This window comes from Asaia platycodi JCM 25414, assembly GCF_000614545.1.
GTDB lineage: Bacteria > Pseudomonadota > Alphaproteobacteria > Acetobacterales > Acetobacteraceae > Asaia > Asaia platycodi.
Window position 1 is genome coordinate 18,334 of the sequence record NZ_BAKW01000004.1, and the last position, 17,067, is coordinate 35,400.

Sequence of the window (17,067 nt, forward strand, 5' to 3'; positions counted from 1 at the left end):
TTTACTGCACCCAGATCTGCGAGAGCAGCATGTGGTTGAGGAGGGAATAGTGGTAATTACCAAGACGCTTCGAGACGAAATCCACATAGCGCATCTGGATGAGCGGAACGAGCGCGCTCTGGTCCATCGCCATCTCGCCCGCCTGCTCCCACAGCGCCCTGGTCAATGCGGGATCGAGCGTTTTGCGCGCGCGCTCCATCAGCGATTGCAGAGGCGCGTAGCAGAAGCCGCTCGCGTTAGTGGCGCTATCGGTATGAAGCCGGGCATTGTCGCAGCCCAGAAGCGCATCGAGAAAGGTCGAGGGCGACGGATAATCGGCGTACCAATAGGCCAGGCTGATCTGCACATGATTATCCGAATTGCGCGCATAGCCCTCTGCCGTCGCCGGCGTCATCGGTCGGACGCTGGCGACGAAGCCGAGGCTCTGGAGCATGTTGCGCAGATAGACCCCCATCCCCAGACCGATCGCCTGGTTGGGCACGATGAGCGTGACACGCCGTCCGGCCTGACCGCTCTTGCGAATGAGAGTGCGGGCGCGCTCCATATCCGGCCCTTGCCACATGCCTGAAGAGGCGACCTGCCCGAAACGACAGGGAATATCCGCACCCGCTATGCCATGCGGCACGATCTGACAGAGCGGCTCGGCAATGGCGCTGCCGCCATAGAGAATAGCCATGGCGTGACGATCGACGGCGTGGTTGATCGCCTGTCGCACCTCCAGCGAGTCAAAAGGTGGCTCATGCACGTTAAGCGCCAGATAATAGAGACCCAGCAGCGGCTGAAGATGCACCTGATCGGTAAATCTCGCGCCCAGTTCACCCAGCCTGTCCTGCGGCTTGGCGTCGAGCATCGAATCATAATTCCCCTGTTCGATCGCTGTGACCTCGGCCTCATCGGAGAGACCAAAATCATAGACGACGCGATCGACGTAACCTTCGCTCTGCGCTTGCGGATTCCAGACCCGAAAATACGGATTGCGCTCGATCACGAGCTGACGCGCCGGATCGTACTGAGTGATGCGATAAGGGCCTGTGCCCGGCAACGGCGTCAGAGCCGACTCGGTCGATGGAACGTCTTTCGGCAGGATAACCGCGTGAGGGAAAGCGAGTTTCTGCAGGAATTCGCCATCGGGTGCGCTGAGCCGGATGGTAATCCGGCGCGTTGCGGCATCGGCGCTTACCCCTTCGAGCACACAATGGGCCGGGTCGGTCAGACAGGCTTTGGCGCCGATGATGGCGCCATAAAATGAGGAGGCGGTCGGACTGCCAACACGGTAGATACGTCGAAGCGACGCTACAACATCATCGACCGTCACGGGGGCGCCGTTGGAAAAACGTATGTTCTCGCGCAGAGTGAACACCCAGACCAGCCCGTCGGCGCTGATTTCCGGCAGGGATTCTGCCAGATCGGGCACGACGTCGAGGCCTTTCGTGCCATCGGCCTGACGATAGGTCACCAGCCCGTCATACATGTTCACGAAGAGCTGGATATATTCGCTGGTGTAATTGATCTGGGGGTCCAGCGTGCCACCGGACGCATCGGCGGTCAGATGCAAGATGCCCCCACGATGGGGGCTGCCTGTCGTATATCCGTTTTCAGGGGCAGGCGCTGCCTGGGCATCCCCGACACAGACAATCGACAGCGACGCTGCGAGAATGAGCGCGCTGCCTTTACCTGAAAACCGGGAACGCAGCGTGCTCATTCAGCCGCGATGGGCAAGCTGGTGGATGCGCGTCACCAGAGCCTCGGTACCGACCGTTGAGTCGATCGTGCCAGCATAACGCCCCTTGGGGTCCATGATCACGATGCGTGGAGCGGGCACATGATAGCTCGTGCCATCATCGCCCTTCATCAGCTCGTTGGGCGCATGAAATTCCTTCGCAACGCGCTCGATCATGCTGGGCGCGCCCGTAAGCGGCACCACGTGATCGCCGAGCGGCAGGGCATATTTCTTGAGATCTTCGGACTCGTCATGCAGGGGATCGAGGGTGATGGCCAAAGGCGCAAGCGAGATACCCTCGGTCGTCAGCGCCTTCTTGGCGTCGCTCATGGATTTCAACACGGGGCCGCAGAGAGTTTTCGGGCAATGCGTGTCGAAAAACCAGACCATGACCCAGCTTCCCCTGAAGTCGCCTTCGGTAACATTGCCTTCACCCAGCGCCACGAGGCGATAACTGCCACCGATCTCATTGCCCTGCGTTGAAACGCTGCCCCCGAATTTGTCGGAGAGACGATACCCGCTCCAGCTCAGGGCGAGGGCGAGAACGAGCACGACCAGCGCAATGCGCGGGGGGGTCCATCTCGTGCGGGGGGTCTTGTTCTTGTTCATTGTTTAATGTGCTTCCGCCCAGTTCGAGCCAATACCTGTTTCGACAACCAGCGGCACACTCAGTGTCGCGGCCTGCTCCATCTCGGTGCGCACGAACTCTGCCAGAGCCTCGGCCTGATTGGCCCGAACCTCGAACAGCAATTCGTCATGCACCTGAAGCAGCATTCTGGCGTCCAGCCCGGTCTGTGGCAAGCGCGCGCCCAGACGCACCATGGCGCGCTTGATGATATCGGCGGCACCACCCTGAAGTGGGGCATTGATGGCTTGGCGCTCGGCATAGCCGCGCCGCGCGCCATTCTTCTCGTTGATGCCGGGCACATAGCAGCGGCGCCCGAGGGGCGTCGTGACATAGCCGTCGCGCTTTGCGTCGTCCTTCGTGCGATCCATGTAATCGCGAATGCCGGGATAGCGGGCGAAATAGGCGTCGATATACCGACGCGCCTCGCCCGCCGGAATGCCGAGCTGGCGCGAGAGACCGAAGGCGGAAATACCGTAGATGATACCGAAATTGATCGCCTTAGCCCGTCGGCGCGTCAGCGCATCCATGCCTTCGAGAGGCACATTGAAGACTTCGGAAGCTGTGCGCGCATGAATATCCTGCCCCAGCGTAAAGGCTTCCTTCAGCGGGCCGATATCGGCCACTTCGGCCAGAAGCCGCAGCTCGATCTGCGAGTAATCGGCCGAAACCAGCACATAGCCTTCTTCGGCGATAAAGGCGCGGCGGATACGGCCGCCCTCCTCGGTGCGGATCGGGATATTCTGCAGATTGGGGTCGTTTGAGGACAGACGCCCGGTCGTGGTGATGGCCATCTGAAACGAGGTATGCACGCGATGGGCGCGCGCATCCATCTGCTGCACCAAGGCGTCGGCATAGGTCGATTTCAGCTTGGCCAGCTGGCGCCACGACAGAATGCGCGCAGGCAGATCATGTCCGGCATCGGCGAGTTCCTGCAGCACGGAGGAATCCGTGCCCCAGGCACCGGCCTTGGTGCGCTTGCCGCCCGGCAGGTTCATCTCGTCGAACAGGATTTCGCCGAGCTGTTTTGGTGACCCCAGATTGAAGCTGCGCCCGGCGAGCTCATGAATCTCGATTTCCATCTCCGCCATGCGAGTGCCGAAATCGGCAGACATGCGGCGCAATTCGGCGGCATCGAGTTTCACCCCTGCCTGCTCCATATCCTTCAGGATCGTGATCAGCGGGCGCTCCATCGTCTCGTAAAGTGCCAGAGCCTGACGCTCGCGCAAGGCAGGCTTGAGCTTGAGCCACAAACGCAGCGTTACATCGGCATCTTCCGCCGCATATTCCGTCGCCCGCGCGATGGGCACATGAGCGAAAGGCACGCGGTTGCGCCCGGTGCCGGTCACACTATCATAGGAGATGGGGTCATGTGCGAGATGCAGTCGTGACAGCTCATCCATGCCCTGACCGTGCTCGCCCGCCGACTGGGCGTAGGAAATGAGCATCGTGTCGTCGATGGGGGCAATGGTGTCGATGCCTGCATGGGAGAGCACCAGCAGATCGTATTTCGCGTTCTGGAAGATTTTCAGCACCGATCGATCGGCGAGAATGGGCCTGAGCGCCTCAAGCACGGCTTCAACCTCAAGCTGGCCGCCCGCCGGATGTTCGAGTGTGCCCTCATGGCGCAGCGGCACATAGGCGGCATCACCGGGCGCGGTCGCCAGAGACAGACCGATCAGCGTGGCCTGACGCGCATTGAGGCTGTCTGTCTCGGTATCGAAAGCGAAATAGCCCGTCTTGCGCGCACGAGAAAGCCAGGTATCGAGCACATCGAGGGATTGAATGGTCTCGTAGGGACCATAGGGCTTTTCGCCCTCCGCCACGGGCTCGGGTGCCGCCTGCGGGCGCGGTGAAGCAAGAGCGCCCAACCCCATGCGCTGGATGACAGAATGAAAGCCCATTTTTTCGAGGAAGTCGCGCAGCACGGCCCCTTCGGGCTCGCGACAGCCGAGGGCCTCGACGGGCTCGGGCAAAGGCACGTCACGCGCCAGGGTCACCAGCTTGAGCGAAATGCGCGCCGCTTCGGCATGATCGATGAGCGATTGCTGGCGCTTGGATTTTTTCATCTCCGGCGCGGCCGCCAGAATAGCCTCCAGATCGCCGAATTCCTGCACGAGCTGCGCCGCCCCCTTGGGGCCTATCCCCGGTACGCCGGGCACGTTATCGGTTGGGTCGCCCATCAGCGCCTGAACGTCGATCACACGATCAGGTGTCACGCCGAATTTGGCCTCGACCTCTTCTTTCCCGATCGGCTTCTGTTTGATTGGATCGAGCAGGCTGACGCGCTCGGTCACGAGCTGCATCAGATCCTTATCGGACGACACGATAGTGCAGCGCCCACCGGTTTTCTCGATCACCTCGGCATAGGACGCGATCAGATCGTCTGCCTCGAAACCGGGCAGCTCGATCATCGGCACATTGAACGCCTTGGTCGCATCGCGAATGAGCGAGAATTGTGGGCGCAGATCTTCAGGCGCCTCGGGTCGATGGGCCTTGTATTGCGGATAGATCTCGTTGCGGAAAGTATGGCGCCCCGCATCGAAAATAACCGCGAGATGCGTGCCCACATGATCGCGCAGCAGGCGCTGAAGCATGTTGGTAAAGCCGAATACCGCATTGACCGGCACGCCCTCGGGGCTGCTCATAGGCGGGAGCGCATGGAAGGCACGGAAAATGAAGCCTGAGCCATCGACGAGAACGAGATGGGGCGTAGCGCTCATGCGGCAACCGATCGGAATGAGGTCAACAAGAACAGCGTCTCCTAACTGGGTCCGGCCCGATGCAGGTCTTGGTCACCCGGCTCTGGCCAGCGCGCCCGGAGGACGCAATACTCAGCCGATGATACGAGAGTTCCGCCCGCATTCAAACCGCTGCCGCGCGTCTTTGCCCAGTTCATGGCGGACTGTCGCGACGCTGCTCGGTCTCTCGCTGCTTGCCGCCTGTTCTGCCCCCAAACCAGCAAGGGTGCCGCAACCGCGGGGGCAGGAGGCGGCGCTCATCCCCGCCACGCTGCATTTCTCCCTTTCCGACGGAAGTGTCGCGCCAATACGCGTCTGGCCCGCGACCGGTCAGACCCATGCGATCGTTCTCGCTCTGCATGGTTTTGGCGACAGCCGTGACGCGTGGGAATTCTCGGCCCCCCAGCTTGCGGCGGCGGGCATCGAGACCATCGCGCCCGATCTGCGCGGCTTTGGCGAAACACGCAGTCGCGGCGCGTGGAGCAGCACGGCCCGCATGGTGCAGGATGCGCGCGAAGAAGCCTCTGTTCATGCCCGAAACCCCGGCATCCCGCTTTATGTCATGGGCGAGAGCATGGGCGGCGCCGTTGCGACCCTGCTCGCCACTGACCCGCCACCGGAGACGATCAGCGGCGTTATTCTGGTCTCCCCCGCTATCTGGCGTTTCGACCCCCTCTCGCGTCTCATGCTCGACGGGCTGGATGTCATCGCGCCCGACTGGGTATTCACCGGCGCCCATGTCCCCGGCGAGCATATCGCCACCAATAACCTTGCCGCCCTGAGGCGCCTTTATTTCGACCCGCTCACAATGCATGGTTTCCGGCTCGATACGCTGCGCGGTCTGGTGCACCTGATGGCCAGCGGGCAGGACGCCGCTTCTCGCGTGCAGCTCCCCCTGCTCGTGCTTTATGGCGATCAGGACCAGATGATCCCGGCCCCTCCCATGGCAGCATTCTGGCAGCACCTGCCGCCTTCGGCACGGCGCGACGTCATACCGGGCGGGCATCATCTGCTGCTGCGCGACCGCAACGGGCGCAATGCAACGGGTGATATCGCTTCCTGGGTGCTGACACCCGACCGGCTTTTGCCTCTGGCGGCGATGTGGCGGCGGCTGCATGGATGGCGGCCGATCCGGGACATTTCATGCCCTGACGCCGGAACATTCGGGATGCTGTCCCGCCCCTGCCAAAGGGCCGTCGCCCTTTGGAAACCCTCGCGTGGGAATATCGGCGATGCAGATTTTGGGACTGGCGCGCTCCTGGAATTCTGGCTATGAAGCGATCCAGCGGGACCCGTAGCTCAGCTGGATAGAGCGTCGCCCTCCGAAGGCGAAGGTCGAAGGTTCGAATCCTTTCGGGTCCGCCATTTTCTGCAACATTCCGGTTCTGCGCTGCGACGCCCCCCAACCACACTCGCTGATGGCTTTACCGATTATCGGCGCCCTTGTGATCGAACGTCCGATGTCGATTCCCACTATATTTGCGTTGCGCGATAGCAGGACGCCGACCTCACACACGCTAAGGCCAGATTGGGTCCGCTCCCGCTTCTGCGCTCCAGCCGTCGACGCAACTGGTTTTCCTGCTATTTTCTGAAACGACGCTTTTGCCATTACGGGCGTGCAGAAACATGGCGCCGCGGTCTGAAGCAATCATAACCGAAAGGCACATTGCTGGAGCGCAATCAGAATGGAAGCAGCCTAAAGAACCGCGGCTTCGGCGAGCCTTGCATCTGTCTCGCCCTCACCGCCGCTCAGGCCAAGCGCGCCGATGACCTTGCCATTCATGTTAATCGGCATGCCGCCGCCTGCGGGGAGCATGTTCGGCAGGGTGGCGATCATCGTTTTCCCTGCGTGGAGTGCCGTTTCCATCGCTTCGGTTGGGCGCAGGAACAAGGCCGAGGTTCTGGCTTTGAGAAGGGCCAGCTCGATGCTGCCGAGCTGGGTGCCGTCATCTTTCTTGAAGGCGACCAGATGGCCGCCTGAATCGACAACGGCCACGGCGACACTTACCCCGCGCTCCCGGGCCAGATGAAGCGCCTTGTCGATATAGGTCAGGGCCATGGTGAGCTGCATCGGAAACCTCTCTGAGTGAAGATCACAGAGAGTGTAGCGTCAAAGCTCCTTCTCTCCGAGCAGGGCGAGATTAAAACTATCTATAAACCGGCCACATTCTCACTCAGTGATGCAGGAAACCCATGCCCGTCTGCAGGGCAGTTCGGGCAATTTCGGGCCAAATGCTGCCTCCGGAAGGACCACCACCGGCCCTTCCCTGCTGCGCGCCAGTGGTCTGGCCCGGATCGTCAGTTGTTCCCGCGCCGACATCCATATCGGGCTGGGTGCGTGGGGCGCAGCCCGCGAGAATCAGGCCTAGACAGACACAGAGCATCAGGCGTCGAAATGCTGCCGTCGCTGGGTGCAACAGCCTTGTCTGGGGCCGGCTCATCGCTCTTCCGGCCCGCCCTCGGGAGGCGGTGGCGGCGGACGGCATCCATGACGATGCGAGCCGCGCCGATCGTCACCATCGGGCGGTGGCGGGGGGCCTTCGTCGCTACCTCGTGGTGGTGGTGGCGGACGGTCTAAGGAAGGAGGGCGTCTGCAACGCTGCTGTGCACCCTCACCCGGTGACGGCGCCCCCTCGACGGCGCTGACCGTCGGGGAGGACGTATAGACCTGCCCGTTATAGACCGTACCGCTTTGCGCCAGAACCGCGCCGGACGACGAAGCGTAAAGGAGCAGCGAAAGAGCGGATATCGTGATCCGGCGTGTCATTGGTTGGCGCGACCCCGTCTGGAAGATTATCAGTCTTCCTCTATGACAGGGACGGTCGATCCGCACGAGGAACGAAGGGAAAGGGACTGTAACGGATCTTCGACAACCATGCCGGATCGGGAATACGGCGCGAGACATTCTGCGCCGGACGGATCAGGTCGCCCATTTCATCAGCACGACGCCAGAAAGGATTAGCAACGCCGCCAGACCGCGCGCGGGGCTGAGCGCCTCGCCCAGAAATGCAATGCCAATCAGAAATGCGCCAAGTGCACCGATACCGGTCCAGATCATATAGGCAGTGCCGAGAGGAAGGGTTTTCATGGCCCAGGCAAGCAGTGCCACACTGATCGCCATGCCGAACAAGGTCACGACACTGGGCATGAAACGCGTAAAGCCAGCCGACTGCTTCATGGCGGCAGCCAGATAATTTCACTCAAACCTGCAAGAAAAAGCGCGATCCACGCCATGGCGGCCTCCAGAACTCGGGTTCCGCCGGGCCGTCCCGGTCTTGACTCTCCGCTGGAGGCAGGAACGTCGTCGCTGCGTGCCTAATCTAGCGCGTGAGGCACCGGATTTCAATATTGCGCCGTTTTCTGGCTGCCAATCAGGCAAAAACTGCCCTCTCTCAATGCGCAGGGCCATCGGCAGAAAACGAGAGAAAGCGCCGGACTGCGTCTCGATCAAAACACAGCCCGGCGCCTCTGTCCGCAAGAAATGGCGCCGATAACGGACCCCAGTTCTCACCGCAATCAGCCCCTCACAACGCGCCACGCTTTTTGAGCGGAGAGCGCAGAAGGAAGACGGTTACAGCGTCTCGCGGCACATCGTCTTGTCGAGCGTGTAGAGTTCGAGGCTGTCAATGGTGACGCCCAGCCCTTCGGCAGTCAGGCGCAGCATATCCAGCGGCTTGGCCGGGTAAACGAGCGCCGTGCCGGTTTCGAGATGCTCATTGGCGAAGATCTCGAAAGCGCAGCCATCGAGAAAGAGATGCAGATCGAGACTGCGGGTGTCGGGATAAAACGCTGTGTTGATCGGTGCGGCGAAACGCCCCGTGTAGAACGGGTGATCGAAGCCACGCAGCTTGCTGCGATCGAGCCAGATCTGCGTGCTATTCACGTCATAACCGACAGAGAGCTTCTCACCTTCTGCATTGGCAAACGCGATTTCGAAGCGATTGAACTGAGGGGCCGAAGCCGTCGGGTTTGTCTGACGGGCTTCATCGACGGTCAGGCGAATGACCAACTCGATTGCCTTGCCCACTGGCAGGGCAATATCGCGATGTGTGCCCTGCGACAGATAGGCGGCTTTTTCGCACAGCAAGGTGCGACGCAGCTTTTCTACGCCGAGCGGCATCTGAACCAGACGCGCATAGCCGTTGGGGTCCTGACGGATCGACAGGCTGCGCGGCAAAGACATGGCGCCGCGCCAGTCGCGGGTCGGCAGCTCCTGGCAATACTGCCAGTTGCCCATCCAGGCGAAGGTAACCGCCTCACCTGGCTGCAGGCCGCTATAGACCTGCATGGCATAGGCATCCTTGGCGAAATCGGTTAGGCGCAAAATGGCATCGGAGGGCGTAAACACGGCGCCATCGAAATCACCGATGAAATACTGCGTGACGCTGCCGCCCATCGGGCTGCCGGGGTTGATCGACACGAACAGCACCCAGCGCGCCGCGCCGCTCTCGTCCCTGATCTGGATGAGATTGGGGCATTCGTAATTGACGGTAGGTAGACCGGCAGGGCCGAAATTGCTGAGATGCGTCCAGTGGATAAGATCGGTCGAGCCGTAAAAACCGATCTGGTGCTTCTCGACTTCGGCAAGCGCCATGACCCATTTGCGCGTCGGCTCGTGATAAAGCACCTGCGGATCGCGAAAATTCGGGCTGTCGATATTCAGAACAGGATTGCCCGGATATTCCTCGAAGCTCTGGCCGTTATTGGTGCTGATGGCCAGATACTGGCTCTGCCTCGTGGGCAAAGACCGGGTATAGAGCGCGGCAATATTGGTGCCATGCGCGTTGGGGAAAAGCCCCGAACTGTTATCGCGGTCGAGCACGGCGCAGCCCGTATAGGCCTGACCGTCGATCGTATCCGGCACGGCGATCGGCTGGTCTTTCCAGGTCAGCAGATCGGTGCTGATCGCATGGCCCCAGCAGATATTGGCCGAATAGGCCGCATCGGGGTTGTGCTGATAATAAAGATGATATTGCGCCCCATCGAAAATGAGGCCGTTGGGATCATTCATGAATCCCGCTGGAGGGGTGAAATGGACTGAGGGCCGATACTGACGGCTCATTTTGGAGAAAACGCAGTCGTTTTTCTTTTCAGTCATTTTTTTCCAGGAGTTTGTGAAAATTGTCTCTTCAAATCGCGCCGGATGGCTCCGAACGCAGGAGCCATATAGTGGCAAAATGCCAAAATGTCAAGAATATGCTTTGATATTGCGCTCAATGAACGGTCGATCTGCGAGCTTTACGACGGATAAGAAAGAACTGATGACGAATTGCGTGAGCGATTAGCCGTCAGCCCGTATTGCTCCGGCAAAATGAATGAAAATAGCAACGAAACGAACGAATTTTTTTAACAATCTGGTCGTTCTATAAGGCGCTCTGACTTTTTCCTCTCATACAACAAGCTTCTCTTTCGATCCTTACACCGCTCCACTCTTCTTCATCTCGCCTCTTTAGTTTCGGGCGAGCTTATATGTGATGCATCGCCGCAATCTTTTCTCGATGGGCACGGTCGCGCTGGACGATCTGCCTTATGTCGCCACCCTCCTGCTACGGCTTTTCTTTGCCATAGGGATAATTTTTCGCAGGGTGCAATTCTGGATTCTGGCGACATTTTATCCCGACGAGATTTTTTCGAACCTCCGTCGAGCGAATGACAGCTTGCAGGAAACTGTACCGCGCGTCTTCGTCGTGACGGGAGGGCTGCGCTAGGCCTCTTGCGCTTAGCGATGCCCTAGGACGAAGAGGCAGATCCTTCTATTGCCTCTCCTTTGTCTCGGAGTATCAAGCCGGAGCCTGTTTGCAACGACGGTCTTCGCTTTTTTCGTGATTGACCCCTGGCTTGGCTGACCGTTCTCCGAGCTTACGATTTCCCGGACGGAGCGACGGGCAGGACGCCTTTATCGATCGCTTCGTTGAAGGCTGTCCAGTCCTTCTTCGTCTGCTCGGCGTAGGCCTGCGAGAACCCCACGATGGCCTCGGCAAAACTGTCGCTCGACCCGAGATAACCGGCGATCAGCGCCACATCGCCCGAGCGCGCATGGGCGCGGGCCAGAGCGCGACCGCAGAGAGCTGCATAGTCATCGAGCCCTTCCTGCGCGACATCGGCGCCGATGGCTGCAAGGCGGCTGTCCTTGAGGCGCCGCACGTAGAACTGGCAGTTTGCACCGTCGAGTTTCCTTACAGGGCGGTCCGAGCTCGCGGCATCGCTATGCGTCCAGCCGAGAAAAATGTCTGAACTCGCCTGCATCAGCCTCTGGCCCATCACCACGCGCTGGCCCTGATTATCGTAGCGCGGCCCGGCGAGATGAGACGCCAGAACCGATTCCTGCGCTTCCTTGATCTGAAGCAGCAGGGTCTCGCCATCGGGCGTCGCGAACAGACCGATGGCGCAGTAGGTGCCGACGCTCCCGACACCCACGACCTTGAACAGAATGTCGCGCAGCCTGTAGCGCGACAATAATACGGCGCGCTCAGGAGGCTGGGTGGCAACATAGCGGGCAAAGGCCTCACGAATGGTCTCATCGCGTGCAGGCAGGCGCATGACCAGCGGCGGCTTGACCTTCAGCTTGGGCACGTTCTTGTCGAATGACACCAGACCGAAATGGTCGCGGGCGCTCTCCAGCCGGGCCTCCAGCCGGGCGCTGATGCCCTTGCGCGTGTGCTTGTCTGAAAACCCTTCGATGGCGGCGGCGAGATCGATCCGGTCGGACCAGATTTCGAGCGGGCTCATCGGGGCAAGACGGGCCATCTCACGCTGATAGGTCTTGGCCACGATCAACGCATTCTGCCGCGCCTGCTTGTCCGATGCTCCGCTTTCCAGACTGGAGAGAATGAACGATGTACCAAGCGCTTGAGGTCCCACTCGAACGGCGCGGGATAGGTCTCATCGAAATCATTGATATCGAAAACCGCGATCCCTTCCGCCGAGGCATAGCTGCCGAAATTCGCCAGATGGCAATCGCCGCAACTCTGCACGACAGGCCCGGTTGCTGGCGCATTGGCCAGATCGGCGGCCATGACCACGGCGCTGCCCCGCAGGAACGCAAAGGGCGAGGCGCGCATGCGCTCGTAACGTATCGGCAGCAGATCCTGAATGCGGCTCTCACCCTGTTTCACCAGTAACGAAACGGAATCGACACGGTCGGGTGCAGGCGCCCAGTCCGCATGGGCGCTGCGTTGGGTCTGCTTGCGTAATTCCTGCCCGCGGTCATGACGCTCCTGCCGTGTCTCAAGAGACGGGCTTGCCATGCCGGAAGCAGAAAAGGAGAGTTCAGCCATAAGCGTCGAGCCTCGGGACAAGGGATTGAGAACAAGTCAGCATGACAGACAGAGGAGCTAGAAGCACGGCAGGGAGGCGATTTTCAGATCCCGACCGAGAAAAGGCTTCCGCCTGCATCATAGCGGCAGGCACGGCCCCATTTGACATAGTGTGACACAAATACCCTATAGGCCGATTTTCTCGGAATGGCGAATAAACGGCTCTTACACCATCAGAACCAGCAGGGAGGCCGCAAGCGCCGGAAGGGTCAGCATCACGCCATAGCGCATGAAACGCCCATAGCTGATGTCGAGCCCATGCTTGCGCAGGATGATCAGCCACAGCACCGTTGCCAGCGAGCCGCTGAGCGTCAGATTTGGCCCCAGATCGACACCAATCAGCAGTGCATCCTGCAAGGCGGGGCCATAGGGCGCCAGCACGGGGGCGAGTTGTGCAGCGAGCAGGCCGGAAGGCAGGTTATTGATCACATTGCTCAGCAGCCCGAAACCGAACCCCGTGACCAGAATAGCCGTCGCGCCATGACCGTAAGACAGAATGAATGTGGCCAGCTTCTGGATGACACCGCTCTGCTCGACAGCCGAGACCAGCACGAACAGGCTCGCTACCAAAGGAAAGACAGACCAGGAAATCTCGGCCAGCGCCGGAAGGGGCGACCGACGGCGCAGAAATGTCACCGCGACACCGAGCCCTGCCCCGCTCAGCGCTGTCGCCCAGCCCAGCGGCCCGTGCAGAAAGGAAACGAGCGTTAGAAGAACGATCACCCCGAAAAGCGCCAGCGCGGTAAACCGCGCCATCGGGTCGAGGCTCGGCAGATCGTGAGAGCCGGTGAAACGACAATCGATCTCGCGTCGCACCAAAGCGTAAAGCAGGACAAAACTCACGCCGACAGCCAGACAGGAAGGCACGAAGAACCGTCCGAGCCAGGGCAGCAGGCTGGGCGGTGCGCCCCCGTAAAGCACCAGATTGGCCGGATTGCTGATAGGCAGCAGAAAGCTCGCCGCATTGGCGACGAAAGCGCAAGCCAGCAGAGAAGGAAACGCATCGGTCTTGGCCTTCTGTGCCACAGCAATGACGGGTGGGGTGAGAAGGATGATCGTGGCGTCGTTCGACAAAAAAGCTGTGGTGACGATCGCGACCACGAAAATAATCAGAAACAGGCGCCGCCCCGAGCCTTGCGCGTGAATCAGCGCCGAGGCCGCGAGCCAGTCGAAGAGCTTCTCCTGGCGGGCAACTTCGCTCAGGATCATCATGCCGAAAAGGAAAAGATAGACTTCCTCACCCGAGGCGATTGCCTTTCCGGCAGTGTGCCAGCTGCATAATCCGAGGATCGGCACCATCAGGGCAGCGAGAGAGGTCCAGAGCGCCTCGGGCAATTGCCAAGCCGAAAAAGCAGCCCGGCGATCGCGAAAGCGCAAAGACCCCAGAGACTATACTCGATCATCCAACGCTGCCCTTATGCCGCCTGCGGCGCGTCCGACGACGGGTCGTCTGCATTTCTCGTTTCAGGCATGAGGCTCAGAAAAAACACGAAAGCCATCACGGCGATGACGGTCAGGGACAGAAAACCGACACGATAACCCTGGTACTGCACCACATAGCCTCCGATCAGATTACTGAGCCCGCCGCCGATGCCCACGGCAAGGGCCACCATGCCCTGCAGGAAGTTGAAGCGCCCGGTACCCTCTGTCAGGTCGGAAGCGATGATAATGGCGATCACACCAAAGATCCCCGCGGCGATGCCGTCCAGTATCTGGATCGCGACAATGGCGTAGGGAGCGTGAAACCAGGAGAAGAGCAGGCCGCGTATCGGCAAGATGGCAAAAGCGATCAGAAAGATCGGTTTGCGTCCCACCCCATGGGCCATGGCCCGGCCGACGCCCCAGGCGACGATCATCATCACAAATTGGGCGACAATGACGCAGGCGCTGAGTGTGACGGCCTCCGCGCCCGGATGACTCTGCGCCATGACCTGCGCCGCGAAAGGCAGCATGGCGGCATTGCCGAGATGAAAGAGAATGATGGCGCCCAGAAATACCCAGACCGGGCGCTGCGAGACCAGACGCCCGATCGCCATGGGGGGCTGGTTCGTATCGTCTTCGCTCCCTCGGGCGATCTTCTGATCGATTTCCGACGGGCGGATCATCAGCAGCCCGCAGGCGCTGGCGATGGCCGAGCCGCAGACAAGATAGAAAATCCAGTTCAACCCGAGATATTGCCCGCAGGCCCCGGCCAGAATGGCCGAAACGAACGACCCGCAATGGTTGATTCCCTGGTTGCGGCTGATACGCCCGGGCAGACGTTTGCGCCCGACCAGACCAAGCGAGATTGCCGCCAGTGCGGGGGGAATAACTGCCGCCGCCGCCCCCATCATGATCTGCGCGGCAAGGACCGGGGCCATGCCGGACATCGAAACGATGAGCAGGCACGCAATCGCCGTGACAAGCGCCGATGCAGCGATCAGAGCGCGCTTGTGGATGCTCGCATCGACAAGCAGGCCTGCCGGTATCTGACACAGGGCAGCAGCAAACCCCGCCATGGCCATGGCCATGCCGATCGGCCCGGCCTGCCAGTGACGCGCACTGGAAAGATAGACAGTCAGATAGGGGCCTACCCCGCCCTGCACATCGGCAAGAAAGAAATTCGTGGCGTCGAGCCCGGTAATGCTGCTGGCAGAGGGACTCTTTCCCGACCCTGCGTCGTTTTTCTGCCTTTCTGCCTGCGAGAAAGTCACGCCTTCACTCCCTGCATTACTTTCTGGCTGATCATAAAAAGGTCGTTCCTTGTTCGGATAATCGAGAAATCGCCCAATCCCTCCGCATAGAACGCGTCTTTCACAGAGGAAGTCAGGGTCACGAGCAAGAAAGCGGGCAGATCGACGCAACGCGTTCAGAAACGGCATTGAAGAGCGACGCAGAAACGTGCTTGCGTGGCTGGGCGTTCCTTCAGGCGATGGAACGTTTCTCGTGTTTTATGCGACGTAGCGCCGTCCGGCCCAAAGCACGGCCATACCGGATCGCAGGACGCCCCGGTTTCAGTAGATGGAGAAAGAGAGTGACCCGATTGATCCGTATGACGGCCTGGCTCGTCTGCTCTGTTTTCGCTGTGATCGGGCTCGCCAAACCCTATTTCCCGACTCATGTCGGGCTGTTCGCCTACCCCGACGGGCATTGGGCGTTCGGGATCATGAAGGATACACAGGGTAGTGTCGAAATGCTCGGGGTCTTCTTCATGCCGATCGCCCTGGGCGTGGCGGCCCTTCTGCTTCTGACACTCGATCGGGACCCTGCCCATTCGTGAGAACTGGCGGGGAGCTGATTTGCCTGATTTGAGCTGGCCCCACCCGTGAAACGCCCTCCTTCGGGTTCAGGCCTCGCCGTATTTCGCCGCATGACGTGGCGAGATCCAGCGCGCTGCCAGCACGAGACAGATGACGAAGATCATGATCGAGCAGGCCACGCTGGCCAGAGCCGCCCCCGTCACCCCGCATAGCGCCATCAGCCCGGCAAGGATCGTAAAATAAAGAGCGATCACTACCAGACGGTATTTGAGAATAATGGCCAGACGCCCCATCACCGTCAGAAGCGTTTCGAGCGGAATGATGCAGACTTCGAGCAGGGCGCTGAACACCATGAGTAGGATGATTGGCATCTCATTGGCAAAGCTGTCATGCAGCATCAGATGCAGAATGGCCTTGCCGCCGAACAGCGCAACCAGCACGGCAAGCGCAGAGAACCCGATAATGACCAGAGCCAGCCTGCGCGCAACATGGCGCAATGCGCTCCAGTTCTGGCTGTCTCTGAACCGCACGAATTCAGGATAGAGGCTCGGGATCATCATCTGCGCGGGTTTGGCGAGGCCATCGCAAATCTGTTTCGTCACGCGATAGATTGCGACATCGCGTGCGCCCAGCATGGCACCGATGATCAGCGTACCACCCTGCCTGAACAGCGCATCGAGGATCTGGTTGATGCTGACCCGGATCGTGAAGCCCCAGATGCCGAGCGTCTCCGACGGTGTCAGAAAGGAGGAAACAAGCCCTATTTCTCCGCCCATATGCCGACGCAACAGCATGAGGCCGCCAAGGCTGGTCAGGACAAAGAGGGCAAATTGGTGCAAGAACCAGATGAACAGAAAGAATTCGAGCGGCGCGTGGCATAGATAGCCGACGAGATAACCAAGGGTCCGCACGCAGGTCGAACCGAAATCGAACAGGGCTGCCAGCCCGAAGCGATTGCACAACCTGATGACGCCGGTAGACCAGCCCGTGTTCATGAAGGCGACCGTCAGCATCATCCAGCTCGCATCACGCTTGACGGGGTCAGACCAGCCCAGAAAATGCGTGCCTGTCAGGGCAATCACGATCACACCCCCAACGAGCCCAATTGCCGCGCTGATCATGTCCGAACGGATGCAATAACCGAGGATGGGCATGAAGCGACGCCGGTCACGCGCCTCGAACGACGCGGTACCGTAATGAAGCAGGGTCTGCCACGATTGCAGATGCGTCATGTCAGAAACCAGCGTCACGAAGGTCGTGATGAGCAGGAGCACACCGAACGTCTTGAGCCCAAGCGCATGTACGGCCCATGCCACATAGGCAAAGCTGCACAGCGCGTTGATGATCCGGCTGGAAATCAGAAATCCGGTATTGCTGAAAATGCGGTGCAGCGCCGAGCGTTGTTCAGAGGCCATGGGGCGGCAAG

14 protein-coding genes, 1 tRNA gene and 1 pseudogene are annotated in these 17,067 nt (G+C 60.2%); 5 read left to right on the top strand and 11 right to left on the bottom strand.

The annotated features are described in order from the left end of the window. Nucleotide 1: 1 nt before the first annotated feature. From JCM25414_RS04555 to polA, 3 genes are read right to left on the bottom strand one after another with little or no spacing between them, the layout of a single operon-like run. Nucleotides 2–1,702, bottom strand: a complete 1,701-nt coding sequence (locus tag JCM25414_RS04555; RefSeq protein WP_035442649.1) for an ABC transporter substrate-binding protein — start codon at nucleotides 1,700–1,702, stop codon at nucleotides 2–4. Next, on the bottom strand, nucleotides 1,703–2,329 hold the full coding sequence (locus tag JCM25414_RS04560) for an SCO family protein (protein ID WP_025840862.1): 627 nt from the start codon (nucleotides 2,327–2,329) through the stop codon (nucleotides 1,703–1,705). A gap of 3 nt (nucleotides 2,330–2,332) precedes the next feature. Then, nucleotides 2,333–5,068 carry a DNA polymerase I gene (gene polA / locus JCM25414_RS04565; RefSeq protein WP_025840863.1) on the bottom strand — a complete coding sequence of 912 codons (2,736 nt, stop codon included), beginning with the start codon at nucleotides 5,066–5,068 and terminating at the stop codon, nucleotides 2,333–2,335. 163 nt (nucleotides 5,069–5,231) lie between these two features. On the opposite strand from polA, the gene JCM25414_RS17165 reads away from it, so the two are divergent. Both JCM25414_RS17165 and JCM25414_RS04575 read left to right on the top strand, forming a co-directional pair. After that, complete coding sequence (locus JCM25414_RS17165; RefSeq protein ID WP_159101713.1) at nucleotides 5,232–6,362, top strand: alpha/beta fold hydrolase; 1,131 nt, start codon at nucleotides 5,232–5,234, stop codon at nucleotides 6,360–6,362. Nucleotides 6,363–6,374: 12 nt separating this feature from the next. Further along, nucleotides 6,375–6,451: transfer RNA gene (locus tag JCM25414_RS04575), tRNA-Arg, on the top strand. A gap of 331 nt (nucleotides 6,452–6,782) precedes the next feature. On the opposite strand, the gene JCM25414_RS17170 is transcribed toward JCM25414_RS04575, so the two are convergent. Next, complete coding sequence (locus JCM25414_RS17170) at nucleotides 6,783–7,157, bottom strand: GlcG/HbpS family heme-binding protein (RefSeq protein ID WP_035442682.1); 375 nt, start codon at nucleotides 7,155–7,157, stop codon at nucleotides 6,783–6,785. A 109-nt stretch (nucleotides 7,158–7,266) separates the two neighbouring features. Between JCM25414_RS17170 and JCM25414_RS23300 the strand changes: the two genes are divergently transcribed. Beyond that, nucleotides 7,267–7,455: a hypothetical protein gene (locus tag JCM25414_RS23300; RefSeq protein ID WP_025840864.1), complete on the top strand. Its 189-nt coding sequence runs from the start codon at nucleotides 7,267–7,269 to the stop codon at nucleotides 7,453–7,455. Between the two features lie 68 nt (nucleotides 7,456–7,523). Here the strand turns inward: JCM25414_RS23300 and JCM25414_RS22870 are convergent, their stop codons facing one another. The 3 genes from JCM25414_RS22870 to JCM25414_RS04595 form a co-directional block, all read right to left on the bottom strand. Continuing rightward, nucleotides 7,524–7,853 carry a hypothetical protein gene (locus JCM25414_RS22870; protein ID WP_148300946.1) on the bottom strand — a complete coding sequence of 110 codons (330 nt, stop codon included), beginning with the start codon at nucleotides 7,851–7,853 and terminating at the stop codon, nucleotides 7,524–7,526. Between the two features lie 153 nt (nucleotides 7,854–8,006). Next, nucleotides 8,007–8,264: a DMT family transporter gene (locus JCM25414_RS17175; protein ID WP_408734868.1), complete on the bottom strand. Its 258-nt coding sequence runs from the start codon at nucleotides 8,262–8,264 to the stop codon at nucleotides 8,007–8,009. A 393-nt stretch (nucleotides 8,265–8,657) separates the two neighbouring features. Next, entirely contained in the window at nucleotides 8,658–10,184 is a 1,527-nt protein-coding gene (locus tag JCM25414_RS04595; protein WP_025840865.1) for a glycoside hydrolase family 32 protein, read from the bottom strand. Nucleotides 10,185–10,557: 373 nt separating this feature from the next. Here JCM25414_RS04595 and JCM25414_RS04600 point away from each other — a divergent pair, with 373 nt between their 5' ends. Next, the gene (locus JCM25414_RS04600; protein ID WP_148300947.1) at nucleotides 10,558–10,794 is read left to right on the top strand and encodes a hypothetical protein; all 237 of its coding nucleotides are present in this window, start codon (nucleotides 10,558–10,560) and stop codon (nucleotides 10,792–10,794) included. A 151-nt stretch (nucleotides 10,795–10,945) separates the two neighbouring features. On the opposite strand, the pseudogene JCM25414_RS17180 reads toward JCM25414_RS04600, so the two are convergent. From JCM25414_RS17180 to JCM25414_RS17190, 3 genes and pseudogenes are all read right to left on the bottom strand, one after another. Continuing rightward, nucleotides 10,946–12,363, bottom strand: a pseudogene (locus JCM25414_RS17180) (DUF2252 domain-containing protein). 204 nt (nucleotides 12,364–12,567) lie between these two features. After that, complete coding sequence (locus JCM25414_RS17185) at nucleotides 12,568–13,779, bottom strand: SLC13 family permease (RefSeq protein WP_051535687.1); 1,212 nt, start codon at nucleotides 13,777–13,779, stop codon at nucleotides 12,568–12,570. Nucleotides 13,780–13,817: 38 nt separating this feature from the next. Next, nucleotides 13,818–15,095, bottom strand: a complete 1,278-nt coding sequence (locus tag JCM25414_RS17190; protein ID WP_051535708.1) for an MFS transporter — start codon at nucleotides 15,093–15,095, stop codon at nucleotides 13,818–13,820. Between the two features lie 320 nt (nucleotides 15,096–15,415). Between JCM25414_RS17190 and JCM25414_RS04620 the strand changes: the two genes are divergently transcribed. Next, the gene (locus JCM25414_RS04620) at nucleotides 15,416–15,661 is read left to right on the top strand and encodes a hypothetical protein (RefSeq protein ID WP_148300948.1); all 246 of its coding nucleotides are present in this window, start codon (nucleotides 15,416–15,418) and stop codon (nucleotides 15,659–15,661) included. Between the two features lie 66 nt (nucleotides 15,662–15,727). Here the strand turns inward: JCM25414_RS04620 and JCM25414_RS04625 are convergent, their stop codons facing one another. Next, nucleotides 15,728–17,056: a lipopolysaccharide biosynthesis protein gene (locus tag JCM25414_RS04625; protein WP_025840869.1), complete on the bottom strand. Its 1,329-nt coding sequence runs from the start codon at nucleotides 17,054–17,056 to the stop codon at nucleotides 15,728–15,730. Nucleotides 17,057–17,067 lie beyond the last annotated feature (11 nt).

What these genes read in the sequence shown, in the direction of transcription:
- JCM25414_RS04555 (WP_035442649.1), bottom strand. Translation starts at nt 1,702, where the DNA reads ATGAGCACGCTGCGTTCCCGGTTTTCAGGTAAAGGCAGCGCGCTCATT.
- JCM25414_RS04560 (WP_025840862.1), bottom strand. Translation starts at nt 2,329, where the DNA reads ATGAACAAGAACAAGACCCCCCGCACGAGATGGACCCCCCCGCGCATT.
- polA (WP_025840863.1), bottom strand. Translation starts at nt 5,068, where the DNA reads ATGAGCGCTACGCCCCATCTCGTTCTCGTCGATGGCTCAGGCTTCATT.
- JCM25414_RS17170 (WP_035442682.1), bottom strand. Translation starts at nt 7,157, where the DNA reads ATGCAGCTCACCATGGCCCTGACCTATATCGACAAGGCGCTTCATCTG.
- JCM25414_RS23300 (WP_025840864.1), top strand. Translation starts at nt 7,267, where the DNA reads ATGCAGGAAACCCATGCCCGTCTGCAGGGCAGTTCGGGCAATTTCGGG.
- JCM25414_RS22870 (WP_148300946.1), bottom strand. Translation starts at nt 7,853, where the DNA reads ATGACACGCCGGATCACGATATCCGCTCTTTCGCTGCTCCTTTACGCT.
- JCM25414_RS17175 (WP_408734868.1), bottom strand. Translation starts at nt 8,264, where the DNA reads ATGAAGCAGTCGGCTGGCTTTACGCGTTTCATGCCCAGTGTCGTGACC.
- JCM25414_RS04595 (WP_025840865.1), bottom strand. Translation starts at nt 10,184, where the DNA reads ATGACTGAAAAGAAAAACGACTGCGTTTTCTCCAAAATGAGCCGTCAG.
- JCM25414_RS04625 (WP_025840869.1), bottom strand. Translation starts at nt 17,056, where the DNA reads ATGGCCTCTGAACAACGCTCGGCGCTGCACCGCATTTTCAGCAATACC.